This is a genomic window from Alkalibacterium sp. f15 (assembly GCF_049389645.1).
Lineage (GTDB): Bacteria > Bacillota > Bacilli > Lactobacillales > Carnobacteriaceae_A > Alkalibacterium.
In genome coordinates this window covers 368,917-385,755 of the sequence record NZ_CP186540.1, presented here as the reverse complement: position 1 = coordinate 385,755, position 16,839 = coordinate 368,917, and the positions used below count along the sequence as shown (strand labels likewise).

17 protein-coding genes are annotated in these 16,839 nt (G+C 36.4%); 13 read left to right on the top strand and 4 right to left on the bottom strand.

The features are described from left to right. Window positions 1–169 precede the first annotated feature (169 nt). The gene (locus tag ACO1PF_RS01965; protein WP_423189701.1) at window positions 170–760 is read right to left on the bottom strand and encodes a CYTH domain-containing protein; all 591 of its coding nucleotides are present in this window, start codon (window positions 758–760) and stop codon (window positions 170–172) included. 96 nt (window positions 761–856) lie between these two features. On the opposite strand from ACO1PF_RS01965, the gene ACO1PF_RS01960 reads away from it, so the two are divergent. The 5 genes from ACO1PF_RS01960 to ACO1PF_RS01940 are packed head-to-tail and all read left to right on the top strand — an operon-like array spanning window position 857 to window position 4,368. After that, window positions 857–1,477 (top strand): GTP pyrophosphokinase, encoded by a 621-nt coding sequence (locus ACO1PF_RS01960; RefSeq protein WP_423189700.1) that lies wholly within the window; start codon window positions 857–859, stop codon window positions 1,475–1,477. Window positions 1,478–1,502: 25 nt separating this feature from the next. After that, the gene (locus ACO1PF_RS01955; protein WP_423189699.1) at window positions 1,503–2,327 is read left to right on the top strand and encodes an NAD kinase; all 825 of its coding nucleotides are present in this window, start codon (window positions 1,503–1,505) and stop codon (window positions 2,325–2,327) included. Continuing rightward, complete coding sequence (locus tag ACO1PF_RS01950; protein ID WP_423189698.1) at window positions 2,305–3,213, top strand: RluA family pseudouridine synthase; 909 nt, start codon at window positions 2,305–2,307, stop codon at window positions 3,211–3,213. The genes ACO1PF_RS01955 and ACO1PF_RS01950 overlap by 23 nt, the downstream gene beginning before the upstream one ends. After that, window positions 3,206–4,201, top strand: a complete 996-nt coding sequence (locus tag ACO1PF_RS01945) for a ComEC/Rec2 family competence protein (RefSeq protein WP_423189697.1) — start codon at window positions 3,206–3,208, stop codon at window positions 4,199–4,201. The genes ACO1PF_RS01950 and ACO1PF_RS01945 overlap by 8 nt, the downstream gene beginning before the upstream one ends. Beyond that, complete coding sequence (locus tag ACO1PF_RS01940) at window positions 4,201–4,368, top strand: hypothetical protein (protein ID WP_423189696.1); 168 nt, start codon at window positions 4,201–4,203, stop codon at window positions 4,366–4,368. Before ACO1PF_RS01945 ends, ACO1PF_RS01940 begins: the two co-directional genes overlap by 1 nt. A 75-nt stretch (window positions 4,369–4,443) precedes the next feature. On the opposite strand, the gene ACO1PF_RS01935 is transcribed toward ACO1PF_RS01940, so the two are convergent. After that, window positions 4,444–4,878, bottom strand: a complete 435-nt coding sequence (locus ACO1PF_RS01935; protein ID WP_423189695.1) for a GNAT family N-acetyltransferase — start codon at window positions 4,876–4,878, stop codon at window positions 4,444–4,446. 136 nt (window positions 4,879–5,014) lie between these two features. On the opposite strand from ACO1PF_RS01935, the gene ACO1PF_RS01930 reads away from it, so the two are divergent. Together ACO1PF_RS01930 and ACO1PF_RS01925 are read left to right on the top strand one after the other, a co-directional pair. Beyond that, window positions 5,015–6,133 (top strand): AI-2E family transporter, encoded by a 1,119-nt coding sequence (locus tag ACO1PF_RS01930; protein WP_423189694.1) that lies wholly within the window; start codon window positions 5,015–5,017, stop codon window positions 6,131–6,133. 11 nt (window positions 6,134–6,144) lie between these two features. Beyond that, window positions 6,145–7,737, top strand: coding sequence for a peptide chain release factor 3 (locus tag ACO1PF_RS01925; RefSeq protein WP_423189693.1), 1,593 nt, complete (start codon window positions 6,145–6,147; stop codon window positions 7,735–7,737). 124 nt (window positions 7,738–7,861) lie between these two features. On the opposite strand, the gene ACO1PF_RS01920 is transcribed toward ACO1PF_RS01925, so the two are convergent. Then, window positions 7,862–10,114, bottom strand: coding sequence for an AAA family ATPase (locus tag ACO1PF_RS01920; RefSeq protein ID WP_423189692.1), 2,253 nt, complete (start codon window positions 10,112–10,114; stop codon window positions 7,862–7,864). 346 nt (window positions 10,115–10,460) lie between these two features. Between ACO1PF_RS01920 and ACO1PF_RS01915 the strand changes: the two genes are divergently transcribed. The 3 genes from ACO1PF_RS01915 (at window position 10,461) to ACO1PF_RS01905 (ending at window position 13,388) form a co-directional block, all read left to right on the top strand. Beyond that, a complete protein-coding gene (locus tag ACO1PF_RS01915) occupies window positions 10,461–10,727 on the top strand; it encodes a phosphocarrier protein HPr (protein ID WP_423189691.1) in 267 nt (88 codons plus the stop codon). After that, window positions 10,727–12,451 (top strand): phosphoenolpyruvate--protein phosphotransferase, encoded by a 1,725-nt coding sequence (ptsP, locus tag ACO1PF_RS01910; RefSeq protein ID WP_423189690.1) that lies wholly within the window; start codon window positions 10,727–10,729, stop codon window positions 12,449–12,451. Before ACO1PF_RS01915 ends, ptsP begins: the two co-directional genes overlap by 1 nt. Before the next feature lie 67 nt (window positions 12,452–12,518). Next, entirely contained in the window at window positions 12,519–13,388 is an 870-nt protein-coding gene (locus tag ACO1PF_RS01905; protein WP_423189689.1) for an NAD(P)-dependent oxidoreductase, read from the top strand. 72 nt (window positions 13,389–13,460) lie between these two features. Here the strand turns inward: ACO1PF_RS01905 and ACO1PF_RS01900 are convergent, their stop codons facing one another. Further along, entirely contained in the window at window positions 13,461–14,642 is a 1,182-nt protein-coding gene (locus ACO1PF_RS01900) for an aminotransferase class I/II-fold pyridoxal phosphate-dependent enzyme (protein ID WP_423189688.1), read from the bottom strand. 187 nt (window positions 14,643–14,829) lie between these two features. On the opposite strand from ACO1PF_RS01900, the gene ACO1PF_RS01895 reads away from it, so the two are divergent. The 3 genes from ACO1PF_RS01895 (at window position 14,830) to yqeH (ending at window position 16,824) form a co-directional block, all read left to right on the top strand. After that, window positions 14,830–15,081, top strand: coding sequence for a YkuJ family protein (locus tag ACO1PF_RS01895; protein ID WP_423189687.1), 252 nt, complete (start codon window positions 14,830–14,832; stop codon window positions 15,079–15,081). A gap of 89 nt (window positions 15,082–15,170) precedes the next feature. Continuing rightward, window positions 15,171–15,716 (top strand): YqeG family HAD IIIA-type phosphatase, encoded by a 546-nt coding sequence (locus ACO1PF_RS01890; protein WP_423189686.1) that lies wholly within the window; start codon window positions 15,171–15,173, stop codon window positions 15,714–15,716. Next, on the top strand, window positions 15,709–16,824 hold the full coding sequence (gene yqeH, locus ACO1PF_RS01885) for a ribosome biogenesis GTPase YqeH (protein ID WP_423190482.1): 1,116 nt from the start codon (window positions 15,709–15,711) through the stop codon (window positions 16,822–16,824). Before ACO1PF_RS01890 ends, yqeH begins: the two co-directional genes overlap by 8 nt. Window positions 16,825–16,839 lie beyond the last annotated feature (15 nt).

Below are 16,839 nucleotides of genomic sequence, written 5' to 3'. Positions count from 1 at the left end.
CACCTAGTTTATATTTTTTCTTAATTGGATTAATCTACATGGATTTTTCTTAACGTCTAATTGATTACATTACATAGATTAACAAATAAAACTAGTTTTATATAATATTCTGCTTAAAAAAAGCAATAAAAAAAATCTGTTGTAACAATTTAGTCACAAGCATTATGGATTATTTATCACTTTTAACCCTTGCTTCAAAGGCACGAGCTATTTTGTTTGTTGTGGGTCTTACAGGTATGGCGTTATCTGTAAGTATTTGATTAAATAGTACTTCACCAGTAGCTTTTGAGTCTGATTCGATTTCCAGCTCGAAATCTTGTTGATCAGAATAATAACTTTTGTCTAATACAATAATAGAATGAGGATTGATTGCTTCAAGTCGTTCAGTTTTTAGTTCAGCGGTCATGAAAAAATGTGGATCAAGCGAAATGTTTTCTTCTTTCAGGACAGATATTATATCTTTGGGCAGTATAAAAGAGCCGGTTTTAATCATTTTTTTTGCGTTTTCACTTCCTAGTACAAGCGTTGTTTCCTTATGATGTCCTTCAAAGGGAGTTTTTAAAGTCATTTCGGCATGATTTTCTTTTATTCTTATTCTAAGTGCACATTGATTCTTTTTTAAAACATGATCTTCAGTGTCAAAATAGTAGTTCTCTTGAGTAACGGGTTTGGCTCCGTCTTTAAAAAAAATTTCTTTTAGTTTCATGTATTCTTCTTCGGTTAATAAATTTTTGTATTCAATTTCTACTGCTTGTTTCATATCAGTTCCTCAATTCCCTTGCTACGGTATTTTATGAAAATATGTTACAATGATATCAATAATAACGACTAAATTAAAGTAGAGAAGGTTAAGGATATGAATAGAGATTGGGAACTTTTCCTGCTTCCTTACGACCAGACAGTTGATGAATTAAAAGTTAAGTTACGTGGTTTGAGAGGGATGTACCTGTTAAGAAAAGAACATGGCCCCATAGAATTTGTGACAGGTCGAGTCAAGCCTATCAATAGTATTTTGCTGAAGTCTAAAACGAGAAACATTTCACTCGATAAGCTTGAGACCGATATGGAAGATTTGGCTGGAATTAGAATTATGTGTCCTTTTGTGGAAGATATCCATGATGTTGTAGCCATGTTGAAAAATCGTAATGATATTAAAGTGGTGCACGAAAAAGATTATGTAAATCATAAGAAAGATAGTGGGTACCGATCCTATCATTTAATATGTGAATATCCGGTTCAGTTGATTGATGAAGTAAAAGTGGTTTTAGTGGAAATTCAAATCAGAACCTTGGCAATGAATTTCTGGGCCTCGATAGAGCATTCACTTAATTATAAATATCAAGGTGAATTCCCGGATGAAATTAATACAAGATTAAAGAAAGCCGCCGAATCAGCTTTTCAATTAGATGAAGAGATGTCCACCATTAGAGAAGAAATAAAAGAAATTCAAAAAAACTTCCGTTATTCTCAAGAGTAATTGATGTAAAGGAAGGACAGTTATAGTGAAGATCGCAATCGTTCAAAATAACACTGCAGAATCGATAGAAGTAACGCGAGAACTAAAGGAATTATTAGATAATGCAGGGATAGTTGTCGTAACTCATCAACCGGATATTATCATATCTGTCGGAGGAGATGGGACGTTGCTGTCGGCATTTCATCGGTATGCTCACCTCTTGGATAGTGTTCGTTTCATAGGTGTTCATACAGGGCATTTAGGCTTTTATACAGATTGGAGACAGTATAATTTAACTGAGTTAGTTGATAGTTTAGACAACGATAATGGTGAATTTATAGACTATCCGTTGCTTGACGTTGAGGTTATCTACAAGAACAAGCTTAAAAACAAACACTTTTTAGCATTAAATGAATCCATTGTTAAAATCACTGATGGAACGCTAGTTTGTGATGTCTACATCAAAGAGGAGCATTTTGAACGTTTTAGAGGAGATGGGTTATGTATTTCAACACCTACCGGTTCAACAGGCTATAATAAATCGATCGGCGGTGCAGTCTTACATCCAAGATTAGAAGCCTTACAATTGACAGAAATAGCGTCACTGAATAATCGTATATTCAGAACGCTCAGCTCACCAATGATTATAGCACCAGATGAGTGGATAAAAATTATTCCAATTGAAACGACTAAGTTCACGTTAACCATAGATCAATTAGTTTCAACTGAAACTGAAGTTGATTACATACGATTTCGAATTGCGAAAGAACGTATTAGGTTTGCGCAATATCAACATACTCACTTTTGGGATCGTGTGGAAGATGCCTTTTTAGGAGCAAAATCAAAAAATGAAGATAGAATGGACCGTTAAGAGCCAGCAACCGATGACTCTGAAATCATTTCTAAAGACAAAAAACATTTCCAAACGACTTCTTGCGAAAGTGAAATTTCAGGGAGGACGTTTAGAAGTTAATCATCAACTTAGTCGTGTCAGGAAAACGGTGCTGCAAGGAGATTTGATTTCTCTTACTATACCTATAGAAACAGGCAGCGATGTTCTGGAAATCTCGCATAAAAAGATTGATGTTTTATTCGAAGATGATCATTTTCTTATCGTTAACAAACCAAGTAGTATTCCTTCCGTACCTTCCTCGATTTATAGGAACCATACAATGGCTAATCGAGTAAAAGGCTATATCGAAAAGAATAATTACAAACATAAAACAATACACATTGTTACACGTTTAGATAAAGATACTACAGGTGTTATGATTTTTGCTAAACATTCCTTAGCCCATTCATATTTAGATCAACTCTTACAAGAAAAAAATCTTTATAAAGAGTATGTTGCGTTTGCTGAAGGTGTAATAGAGAAACCTTCGGGGCTCATAAATATGCCAATTGGTCGAATGGAAGATTCTATCATCAAAAGGCAGATCGATGATATGGGGAAACCTTCTTTAACGGAGTATTGGGTAAAACAAAGATATACTGATGCAACAAAAGTGAAAGTTCAGTTGCATACGGGGAGAACGCATCAAATCAGAGTGCATTTTGCAGCTTTAAATCATGCTTTGCTTGGAGACACACTATATAATTCTAAAGCAAATAACGATCTTATTGAAAGGCAAGCGTTGCACTGTGCCAAAGTAAGTTTTAAGCATCCATTTACAGATTCTCAGCTTACAGTAGAAGCTCCCTTATCAGAAGATTTAATTTTATTAACTAATCAATTGGAGAGTATGCGCCGTGACTAGAAAGTATAAGCGTAAAAAAACGAATAGCAATAAAACGCGCTCCATTTTATTGACGACACTACTTGTTAGTGTTGCTTTTTTAATGGGGTTATGGTTTGGAAAAAACAATGTTTCTTTTCAAGGGCTTGAAACGTATGTAAATGAAATGTCTTCTCAAATCCGTTCAGTTTTTTCGAATTTAAATGAGGATAAGAAAAGGGAGAAATTGGCTGACTATCATTTTTTCGATATGGACCAAGGGTCATCCGTATTACTGGAAGCGTTTGATGGCACTACCATATTGATCGATACGGGACGTTACGATGATAGTGATCCACGTATCATCAATTACCTCAATGCTGAAATTGGTATTGGAGGAGAAATCGATTTACTCATATTCACTCACAACGACGCGGATCGTATAGGTAATGGCGATTTGGTCTTGGATTATTTTCAAGTAAATGAAGTGTGGATGAACGGGATGGATCATACAAGTGAAACTTACAGTGAAGTATTGGATGCCTTGTCAGAATCGGACGCGATATATGCCGAGCCGAAAAATGGTTATACAACAGAGATCGGTGCTTTTTCAATCGAAGTCTTGCATCCGTTAGAAAATGAAAAACAAAGTAGTCAAAACGATGAGTCTATTATCACACGGATCACACTTGGAGATACAGTATTGATGCATATGGGAGATGCAAATATCGCTGTTGAGGAGCGCATCTTAAATGAAGCATCTACTGCTAGTCTTCAATCTGACATTATAGTATTAGGTAATCATGGATCGAGTACGAGCACAAGTAAAGAATGGTTACAAGCCATTAAACCATCCGTTGCTATATATCAGGCTGGGGTGGGAAATCACTATGGAACCCCTCATAGAGAAATCGTCCAATTATTTGATGATCATCCAGCAGAACTTTTAGGAACGGATAATTATGGGACGATTCATATCGTTGTTAATGAGAACAATCAAATCGACATCTCTACCGAGGATGAAGGGTAATGTATGTGGTGTTAGAAGAAATCGAAAACAATACGGCTTGTTTGATCCCGGATTCTGAAGACGATCTCATCTATGTTCCAGTTGTATCTCTACCTGTATATTTTGAAGTTGGTGATATTCTCATTGTTAAAGAAAAAGACAATAGTCAATTCATACTAGAAAAATAGAGAAGAATATCTGATAACAGATTAAAAAAAAATTTTGCTAAAGAAATCAAGTAATAAAGAACAAAAATGAGAGAGTCAAAGAGCTTTATGCATATAGTGGTGAGGGATGCCGGCATCTAAAAATCCGTCACCTTTTACAGAATAGCCGATTTTTTCGTAAAATGAGATGGCATGATCCTGTGAATCAAGAGCAAGATGTGAGGCGTTTAATTGCTTTTTAGCAATCTTTTCGATTTGCTCGAGTAGCAGTCTGCCTATTCCCTGTTTCCGATAAGCAGCAAGGACTGCAACGCGTTGGATTTTTACAGTGTCATCCTCTTTTTTTAGTAATCGAGCAGTACAGACAGGTAACTTGTCTTCGTAACCAACGATATGCAAGGTTTTATCCTCCAAGTCATCAATTTCTAAGGATTCATCAACCTGTTGTTCCTCTATAAAAACTATCTTTCTTATCTCTATGGCATCAAGATAAATTTGAGATGATGTGTCGGTGGTAGTTAAAAAATGCATATTATCCCTCTTTTCTGAAATTATGTCTTACTATAGCAATATTTAACATTTAGGTCAATATATCCGCAAATGCTCTTTTAATAAAGCATCAGGTCTACTATAATGTAAGAGAAATGATTAAAAAGAGGGGGATTAAGTGATCAATTGGAAAGAATCCAAATTAATGTTCTGGACTGTGTGGTTATTGGCAGTTGCCATACTCATTTATCTACTCCAACGCATTGATTTTATATTGAACCCGCTAGTGGGCATACTTACGGCATTGTTTATGCCACTGCTAATTGCCGGTTTTTTGTATTATTTATTAAATCCTCTGGTTAAATTGCTGGAACGTATCAGAGTGAAGAGAATAATTGGTATAACAATTGTAATGATATTATTAGTTGGATTCATCGTCATGTCTATCTTATTAGGCATTCCGATGTTGATAGAGCAAACATCGAATTTAATTTCCGGGATACCTGAATTTATAAGTGAACTCGAAAAATATGCGAACCGATTGGCAGAAGAACCGTGGATGCAGCAGATCGATATCAGTTTAGCTTTGGAGAATTTGGAAATATGGTTAAGAGATATTGGGTCAGGTTTCTTAACTGGAATTGTCTCAGGTGCAGGAAGCGCTATTCAGGCATTCACTCAAGTAGCATTCTTGTTTGTTACAGTTCCGGTCATATTGTTCTACATGCTTCATGACGGCAAAAAATTTCTACCACATATCGTCGATATTGCGCCATTAAAGTATAAAAAAAATATCAAAGAAATGATTATGAAAACAGATGACACGATTTCAAGTTATATCAGTGGGAAAGGGTTGGCTTCCTTAATAGTGGGCGTCTTGCTCTTTCTCATGTATTCCATAGTTAATATGCCTTCTGCCTTTCTGTTATCCTTTTTTGCGGCTATTACTAATTTCATCCCTTTTGTTGGGCCATTTATCGGCGCAGGACCGGCAATCGTGGTTGGACTGATCGAATCACCGGGACGGGCAATACTGGTAGCCATCTTTGTTATAATTGCCCAACAATTAGACAGCAATTTTTTGACACCATTATTAGTCGGTAAATCCTTAGCGATTCATCCGCTGACAGTGATATTGGTGTTACTGGCTTCCGCAAAAATTGCTGGTTTAATTGGCATGTTGATAGGTGTACCGGTTTTTGCTATTTTAAAAACGATAGGAACTTACCTGTTTAAAATGTATCAAGATGAAAAGTTCAACAAGTATTCACTAGAAAAAAATAAATATAAAGATTAAGGACGTTTACATTGACTGAAAATAACAATAATGAGTTAAATAAAGAAGTAAAAAGAAGAAGAACGTTTGCTATTATTTCCCATCCCGATGCTGGTAAAACAACTATTACTGAACAACTGTTGCTTTTTGGTGGAGCAATCAGAGAAGCTGGAACAGTTAAAGCAAAAAAATCTGGCAAGTTCGCAAAATCTGACTGGATGGAAATAGAGAAGCAGAGAGGAATCTCTGTAACAAGTTCAGTTATGCAATTTGATTATGACGACAAGCGCATCAATATATTGGATACTCCAGGACATGAAGATTTCTCTGAAGATACTTATCGTACATTAATGGCGGTGGATGCTGCTGTCATGGTCGTAGATAGTGCAAAAGGTATAGAAGAACAAACCAAGAAACTATTTAAAGTGTGTCGTATGAGAGGCATTCCGATTTTTACTTTTATGAATAAGTTAGATAGAGATGGTAGAGAACCTTTAGAACTAATAGAAGAATTGGAAGAAGTGCTGGAAATCGATGCTTATCCAATGAACTGGCCGATAGGATCAGGTAAAACTTTATTAGGACTATATGATTTATACCATAATCGAATCGAAGCGTTTAGACCTGAAGAATCAAATAAGGGTGAACGATTCATCTCGCTTAATTCAGAGGGAGAAATTGAAGGAGAACACAAGATAAAAAAAGAAAGTTTGTATAAGCAAGTACTTGAAGAGGCTTTGCTTCTTAAAGAAGCGGGGAATGAGTTTTCTGAAGAAGCTATAGCAGCAGGGAAACTAACACCTGTGTTTTTTGGTTCTGCCTTAAATAATTTTGGCGTACAGACATTTTTGGAAATATTCCTGCAATTTGCTCCTGAGCCATCTTCTCACGAAACAAGAGGTGGAGAGATAGTTCAACCGGCAGAACCAACGTTTTCAGGATTCATATTTAAAATACAAGCCAACATGGATCCGCGTCATCGAGATAGAATTGCGTTCTTACGAATTTGCTCCGGTAAATTCGTAAAGGGAATGGACGTGACATTATCACGTTCAGGTAAAAAAATTCGACTCTCAAATTCAACTCAATTTATGGCTGAAAGTAGAGAAATTGTTACTGATGCGGTAGCAGGAGATATTGTAGGCCTCTATGATACTGGTAATTTTCAAATAGGGGATACTATATATGAAGGTAACGATAAAATAGAGTATCAGGAGTTACCACAATTCACACCTGAACTATTCATGAAGGTTGAACCGAAAAATGTTATGAAGCAAAAATCATTTCATAAAGGTATCAATCAACTTGTGCAGGAGGGTGCAATTCAACTCTATAAATCATATCACACAGAAAGTTATATTATTGGTGCTGTAGGACAACTTCAATTTGAAGTTTTCGAACACAGAATGCGAAATGAATATAATTCTGAAGTCATTATGTCTTCGATAGGTAACCGTATTGCAAGATGGGTCAAGCCGGAACAATTGGATGAAAATATGGGATCAAGTAGAAATATGCTTGTAAGAGATCGATTCGATCAGCCGCTATTCTTATTTGAAAACCGATTTGCTATGAGATGGTTCAGTGATAAATACCCAGAAGTCGAGCTGACTTCATTATTATAATAAAAAAAACACATTCACATTTCGGGTTCAATACAATGAACCTGAAATGCAGAATGTGTTTTTTTATTCAATAATTTAAACGGATGAGCTAACGCTTATATTTTTATGTGAGCATGGACTGGTATTAGTCAGAAATGTTTTCTCCACTGTCATTACTTTGAAGCTCATTAACAGATTCAGATGCTGATATTTTAGTAATGACGATACCATCATTTTCAACTGTGGCTAATATTTTTCCGGGTTCCGGATTATTTAAATAAAATTCAGCGATTTTATCTTCGATTTGTTCTTCGATAACTCTTCTTAATGGTCGTGCTCCCATTTTAGGATCATAACCCAAGTCAACCAGTTTTTCTTTTGCCTGCTGATCAACACTCAGCGAGATTTCGTGTTGGCTCAGAGCGTCATTGACATCTTGCAACATCAAATCGACAATTTCCAGGAGGTTTTCTTTAGTAAGAGAGTGAAACTCTACGATGCCGTCAAAACGGTTTAAAAATTCTGGTTTAAAGTAATCTTGGAGATGGTTCATAATAGAATGTTGTTCGCCACTTAATTGTGCTCCAAACCCAACACTCGATTCAACATTTGTTGTTCCCGCATTACTTGTCATAATAATGATCGTTTCTTTAAAGTTTACGGTTCTTCCTTGGGCATCAGTTAAGCGTCCATCGTCTAACACTTGTAAAAACATGTGCAGAACATCTGGATGAGCTTTTTCAACTTCGTCGACCAGGATTAAGCTGTACGGGTTACGTCTTATTTTTTCAGTTAATTGTCCCGCTTCATCATACCCGACATATCCTGGAGGTGAACCAATAAGTTTAGACGTGCTGTGTTTTTCCATATATTCACTCATGTCTAAACGCACATAGGCATCTTTACTACCGAACAGCTCCAGCGCTAATGTCTTGGCTAGCTCTGTTTTTCCCACACCAGTAGGACCTATAAACATAAATGATCCAATCGGACGATTTTTCTGTCTTAATCCAATACGATTTCTACGAATCGCTCTTGCAACTTTATCAATGGCCTCATCTTGACCGATGACATGGTGTCTAAGCGATTTGTTTAAGTCTTTTAATTGTGTTTGTTCTTTCTCTTTTAATTCTCCAACTGGAATACCTGTTTTAATTTCAATAATATTGATAATATCTTGTTCTGTTACTTCGGGTTGCTCAGACTGAGGTGTCTGCTGATCAATCATTTCTCTAAATTTAGTCGCCTGGTCACGATAAAAGGCTGCTTTTTCATAGTCTTCTTGTTCCAAAGCTTCTTGCTTGTTTTTTTCCGCGTCGATTATTTTATCTTCCAAATCTTTTGGATCGACAGATTGAATGGTTAAATTCTTTTTAGACCCTGATTCATCCATTAAATCGATGGCTTTGTCTGGAAGGAAACGGTCTTGGATATAGCGATGGGATAATTCTACCGCACTTTTAATCGCTTTATCTGAATATTTTACGTGATGATAATCTTCGTATTGTTTTTGAATACCTTTTAAAATAGTTAAGGTTTCCTCTATTGAAGGTTCATTTACTCTTACGGGCTGTAAACGACGTTCCAGTGCAGGGTCTTTTTCTATTTTTCTGTATTCATTTAAGGTTGTCGCACCAACCAACTGTAATTCACCTGTGGCTAACGCAGGTTTCAAGAGGTTACCTGCATCCATATTGTTCCCTTCAGCTGAGCCTGCACCAACTATTTCATGAACTTCGTCGATGAATAATATAATCTTATTATCTTGACGTAATTCATTCATCAATTGTTGCATGCGTTCCTCAAATTGACCTCTGATGCCTGTTCCTTGAACGAGGGAAGCGACATCTAAACGAATGACTTCTTTGTCCTGAAGTTTTTGAGGGACTTCTCCGTTCACTATTTTTAGAGCCAAACCTTCAACGATCGCTGTTTTACCAACACCGGCTTCTCCTGTCAGTACTGGATTATTCTTTTTTCGTCTATTTAAAACTTCGATGACACGTTCTATTTCTTTATCTCGACCGATGATAGGATCTATTTTACCTTCTTTAGCGAGTTGGTTTAAATTAACACCATACTCACCAAGTATTCCACCGCGACCGTCACCGCTACCTTGTCTAGGCGGTTGTTGATTGTTCCCGGGGAATGGTTGATTCGGCGGGGTAGGCGGTTGTTCGTTGGGGTTCTGCTTTTGCGATAGCGCTCTGAATAAATCATCAAATTGATTGAATCCAAAGGGATCTTGATTGTTTCCTTGATTTAAAAGCCCTTGCTGTTCCTGCTGTTTTATTTCACGATAACATTTTTGACAGAGATCAATTTCTCGCTTGCGACCATTGACGCTTGTCGTTAGATGAATAGTTGCAGGTCGTTCCATACAACGTTGACAAATCATAATATAAAACATCCTTTCTCTTATGGTTTGATTCAATTATACTCGTAATTATGTCAAAGGTCAGTTCAAAACAGTTCAACATATCAATATCCGGACTATTTATCTGACCAATACTGACCTTTGATAATTACATTATACATTGACCAATTTTGACTTTCAAGCACTAAATATGTAGATTGAGAAAAAATAGTTGTAGGTAAGGGGGAAAAATGGTAATCTGTTAGAGAAAGAAAGAATAAAATGGAAGCTTAATGGGAAAGTACTTTGCAAACCTTATAATCCCTTAAAGCGTAGACGTTCTATTCCTTTCGATAAAAAAATAATTTATTTAAAAGGAGAAATTCAAATGGAAAAAAGAGAATATACAATTATCGCAGAAACAGGTATTCACGCTAGACCAGCTACTTTATTAGTTCAACAAGCTAGCAAATTTAATTCAGATATCACTTTAGATTATAAAGGTAAATCTGTTAACTTGAAATCAATCATGGGCGTTATGTCTCTTGGTGTTGGTAAAGGTGCAGAAGTTTCAATTACTGCTGATGGCGCTGACGAAAAAGAAGCTATTGAAGGAATTGAAGGAACAATTAAAAATGAGGGAATGGCTGAATAATGACTTTAAAAGTATCCGGAATTGCAGCAAGTGATGGAATCGCTCACGCAAAAGCTTACTTACTGGTCGAACCAGACTTAACTATCGAAAAAACTGATATTTCCGATACCGATTCTGAGATGACTCGTTTAACAGAAGCTATGGATAAATCTAAAGAACAATTAACTAAAATTAGAGCTATTGCTGCGGAGTCATTAGGTGAAAATGAAGCGCAGGTTTTTGATGCGCACATTATGGTATTGTCAGATCCAGATTTGATAGATCAGACTAAAGCAGTAATCGATAGTGAAAATGTTAATGCCGAATTTGCTTTCAAACAAGTAACTGATACGTTCATTACAATGTTTGAGGGAATGGAAGATAACGCTTATATGCAAGAGCGTGCAGCTGATATTCGTGATGTCAGAAAACGTGTACTAGCTAGTCTGCTGAACGTTACCTTACCATCTCCAGCAACAATTGAAGAAGAAGTTATCATTATTGCAGAAGATTTAACACCGAGTGATACAGCTCAACTAAACAAAAAATATGTAAAAGCATTTGTAACAAACGTCGGAGGTCGTACATCTCACTCTGCTATAATGGCTAGATCATTGGAAATTCCAGCAATCGTTGGAACAAAAGATATCACAGAACGAGTATCTGAAAATGATATGTTGATCGTAGATGGATTAGAAGGCGATGTTTACATCAATCCTTCTGAAGACGAGATTTCAGCTTTCACTAAGAAAGCTAAAGAACATGATGAATTGAAAAAAGAATGGGATCAATTATTAAACGAACCTAGTGTAACTAAAGATGGCAAACATGTTGAACTAGCTGCGAATATTGGTACACCAAAAGATTTGGAAAGTGTAAAAAACAATGGTGGAGAAGCTATTGGTTTATACCGTACAGAATTCTTATATATGGAATCAACAGAACTACCATCTGAAGAAGACCAATACAATGCATATAAAAAGGTATTAGAAGGTATGGGCGATAAGCCGGTCGTTGTGAGAACAATGGACATTGGCGGAGATAAAGAGCTCCCATATTTGAAATTACCAAAAGAAATGAATCCATTTTTAGGTTATCGCGCTATCCGAGTTAGTTTAGATCAAGATTCTATTTTCAGAACACAATTAAGAGCTCTATTGCGTGCATCAGTTCATGGAACATTACGTATTATGTTCCCAATGATTGCAACGTTACCAGAGTTTAGAGAAGCTAAAGCTATGTTAGAAGAAGAGAAAGCCTTGTTGCTTGAAAAAGGAGTTAAGGTCTCTGATTCTATTGAAGTGGGAATTATGATTGAAATCCCTGCAGCTGCGGTGTTAGCTGATCAATTTGCTAAAGAAGTCGACTTCTTCAGCATCGGAACAAATGATTTGATTCAATATACTATGGCTGCGGATAGAATGAACGAACGTGTTTCTTATCTGTATCAACCATATAACCCTTCAATCTTACGCCTTGTTAAAATGGTCATAGATGCAGCGCACAAAGAAGGAAAATGGGCAGGTATGTGTGGAGAAATGGCTGGAGATCAAATCGCAGTCCCTCTGTTAGTAGGACTAGGATTAGATGAATTTTCTATGAGTGCAACAAGTATTCTTAAAACAAGAAGCTTACTCAAAACATTGGATTCTAATAAGATGAAAGAATTGTCTGAAAAAGCTCTATCCGAATGCACAACTGTGGATGAAGTTATTGAATTAGTTAATCAATATGTAGAAAATTAATTGAGAAGATTGGGTCCTCTACGGGCTCAATCTTTTTTATATTCCAATCTTTTTTAGGAGTGAAAATATGGAAAAAATCGGATTTATTGGTACTGGTGTAATGGGGAAATCGATTGTAGGTCATTTGTTAGACAATAATTATACAGTGACTATATATAATCGGACAAAATCTAAAGCTGAAACACTTATAAGTAAAGGTGCACTTTGGCGAGACTCGCCGAGAGAAGTTGTTGAAGAATCGGATGTGATATTTACGATGGTTGGGTATCCTTCTGATGTAGAAGACGTATATTATGGTAAGATGGGAATCTTTGAAGCGGCTATATCAGAAAAAGTACTTATTGACTTAACGACTAGTACACCATCAATGGCTGTAAAAATCAGTCAGACGGCGTCAGAACAAAACGCCAGAGCTTTAGATGCGCCAGTATCCGGGGGGGACTTAGGTGCTAAAAATGGAACACTCACGATAATGGTAGGTGGAGAACAGAAGGCTTTTGATGAGATGAAGCCTATTTTGAACTTGTTTTCATCCTCTTTAGAACTTCAAGGGTCCTCCGGCAGTGGTCAGCACACTAAAATGGCAAACCAGATCATGGTAGCCGGAACAATGACTGGCTTAACTGAAATGCTTGTTTACGCCAAAAAAGCAGGCTTAAATCTTGAAAAGGTGATCAAAACATTAAGCGGGGGAGCGGCGGGGAATTGGTCTTTGGAGAATTATGGACCTAGAATTTTGAAAGAAGATTATTCTGCTGGCTTTTTTGTTAAACACTTTATTAAAGATTTGAAAATAGTTCTTGATGAAGCGGATAAAATGGAAATAGATTTACCTTCCACAAGGCTAGCAAAAGAACTGTATGATCAATTGGGTCAAGCTGGATATGATGAGAACGGAACACAAGCATTGATCAAATTATGGTGGGAATCCGACTAAACACATCTTAATCAGGATAAACAAAAAGAATCATCGGTAAATCTTACCGATGATTCTTTTTGTTATAGACTTTTAACCGCGCAGGTCATTCACATATTGAGTAAGGCGATCCATAGCAATTTCTATATCTTCCAAACTGGAGGCATAACTGATTCTGAAATAACCTTCGCCTGCATCACCGAAAGCGTCACCCGGGATCATGGCAACTTTATATTGTTTAGCAAATTCATAACAAAAATCATAGCTTGTTATTGATATGTCTTCAGGGAGAGAGGCAAAGACGTAGAAAGCTCCTGTGGGTTCCGTTGTGTCCAAGTCTAATTTTCTTAAAGCCCGTACAACAGTGTCTCGACGTTTTTTGTAAGCTTGCTTCATTGGAAGTGCATCGTCAATGCCGTGGGTCAAGGCCTCGATTCCAGCGTATTGCGTAATGCTGGAGGCGCTTGTTACAAGTGCCTGATGTGTTTTTAATAGTTCAGTTGTCAAACTCTCAGGTGCGAAAATCAGACCTAGGCGCCAGCCTGTCATAGCATGAGATTTAGAAAGGCCATTGATTACAATGGTTTGACTTCTTAAATGTTCTCCAAGCGAGATATGGGTCTGATCATATACAAGTTCACTGTAAATCTCATCACTAATGGCTAGCATATCAGGATAGGTTGAGAGAGTTTGAGCCAGATTAATGACGTCGTCTTTAGTCCAAGTGACACCGGTAGGGTTATTAGGATAATTCAAGATAATAGCTTTAGGTATTTTGTCCAACCTTTGAATCGTTTTGTCTACCATGTCAGAGGTAATTAAAAAGTCTGATTCAGAAGTGTCCACGTAAACCGGTATTGCTTGGCTCATTTTTACTAAAGAATCATAGAGAGAGAAAAACGGAGATGGGATTAAAACATAGTCTCCGGGATTAAGAATCGTAAATAAAGAAGTGGCTAACGCTTCAGTGGCACCAACAGTAGCAATCACTTCAGTCTGTGGATTGTATTTGAGGTTGTATTTAGTCTCTACAAATTTTGATGCAGCTTCTCTGAGTTTAATGTCTCCAGCCGTACTTGTATAGAAGGAAAAATTAGAATCGATTGCTCTTTTTGCAGCATCTTTAACGTGTTGCGGTGTAGGAAAATCCGGTTGTCCGAGTGTTAAACGAATCAAGGGCTCAAAAGCAGAGACCTGATCATCAAATTGTCTGATTTTAGAAACATCCAAAGCTTTTATTTCGCGATTCAAATTATAAGTATGTGTATTTGTCATGTGCTTTCCTCCTAGTTCAAATTATTTTACCATAATTCTTCTAAATAATTGATAGTTAATTCTTGAGAACGAGTCATCAATGACAATAAATCCTTAAATCGTAGCGCATCTAATGTAATTCGAGCTGAAATCTGTTAAAATAAAAAAGAAAAGAAAATAGACAAAAGAATGAGAAAGGGGAAAACAAATGAATTCATCCCAACTTATACCAATTATCAGACGTTTAGAAGCAATGCGCGAAGATCAATCGGAAGAAGTACAAGTTAGACGTTTTGAAAAAGACGGCATCGAAAAATGCATCGTGCGTTATGATGGCAAGTCTAAAATGTTCGAACTTGAAGATCGCACCGCTCAGCAAACATATGAATTCGATAATATTGATTATGTGGCTGTTGAAATACTCGAACTGATTGAATCGGCTACATCTACCCAAGAGTAAGAAGTGCACAAAGGGAAGTGCTTTGTGTACTTCCTTTTTTTTAGAAAATCCCCTTTCGTGCATTGAAATAATAGTTTAGGAGGGAAATAATGCTGAGTAGTTTTAAGCCCACGTGGATGGTTGAATCCATTTATCAAATTACACCTGAGCAATTAAAGAAAGCCAACATAAAAGCTATATTAACAGATTTAGATAACACGCTGATTGCCTGGAATAATCCAGAAGCAACTGAAGAAACTATTCGATGGATCAAACTAATGAAAAAAAATGATATCAAAGTTGTTATTTTATCAAACAACTCCAATAAGAGAGTGAAAAGAGTAGCCAGCATACTGGAACTAGATTTTATTCCAAATGCATTGAAACCATTAACGTTAGGCTTTAAAAAAGCTATTAAAGAGTATTCTTTCCCAAGAGAAGAATGGTTAATGGTAGGAGATCAAATCATAACCGATATAAAAGGCGCAAATAACGCTGGGTTCAAAAGTGTTTTAGTTAAACCTATTTTAGACTCTGATGCTTGGAATACAAGATTAAACAGATTCGTAGAGTTGAAAATAATGAATTACTTGATAAAAAATGATTCAGAAATGAAATGGAGAGATACGATACATGGAAGACGAATTAATGAATGATGAAATGAGATGTATTGGCTGTGGGGCTATCTTACAATCAAAAGAGGAATCAAAGTCTGGTTATCTTCCAGCTTCCGTATTAAGTAAAAGCGATTCGGAAGATGATGTATATTGTAAACGATGCTTCCGGTTAAGACATTATAATGAAGTTCAGGATGTTGAGCTAAATGACGATGACTTTTTAAATATGCTTCAGGAATTGAATCAGGAGGATGCTTTAATAGTAAACGTTATAGACATCTTTGATTTCAATGCAAGCATTATTTCAGGAATTCAAAGATTTGCGGGTAATAACCCAATAATAATTGTAGCGAATAAAAGTGACCTTTTACCAAAAGTTCATCGAAAAAGCAAGTTACGTCAATGGGTGACAGAACAAGTACAGAGTCACGGCATTAGACCTCAAAATGTTTATTTAGTTAGCGCGTTAAACAAAGAGTCCGTTACAGATTTTATGGAAGCTTTAGAAAAAGAACGTAAAGGAAAAGATGTTTATGTTGTAGGAACAACCAACGTAGGCAAATCAACATTAATCAATCAAATAATCAATATTGCTACAGAGTCAGAGAACACAATCACGACATCTTATTTCCCAGGAACGACTTTAGGTAAGATCGAAATTCCACTGGGCAACAAAAAAGTGCTCGTAGATACTCCTGGGATCATACAAAAAAATCAATTATCACATTATTTAAATCCTCAAGAATTAAAAATCGTCACTCCAAGAAAAGAAGTTAAACCAAAAGCTTATCAATTGAATGATCAGCAGACATTGTTTTTCGGTGGATTAGCTAGATTTGATTACTTGATGGGAGAAGGAAAGCAGTCATTTGTCTGTTATCTTTCAAACGAAATAACTATTCACAGAACAAAAACAGAAAACGCAGATGAACTATATGAAAATCATTTAGGCGAGTTGCTATCACCACCTAATGCTGAATCCGTCGCTTCTTTTCCTAAATTAAAACGGCATGAATTTAAAATCAAAGAACCGTCAGATATAGTATTCAATGGTTTGGGGTGGGTATCCATCGATGCTACAGATATACAAGTAGCAGGCTGGGCACCAGAAGGTGTAGATGTTATAGTGAGAAAACAGCTTATTTAATAAATGTAAAGACAC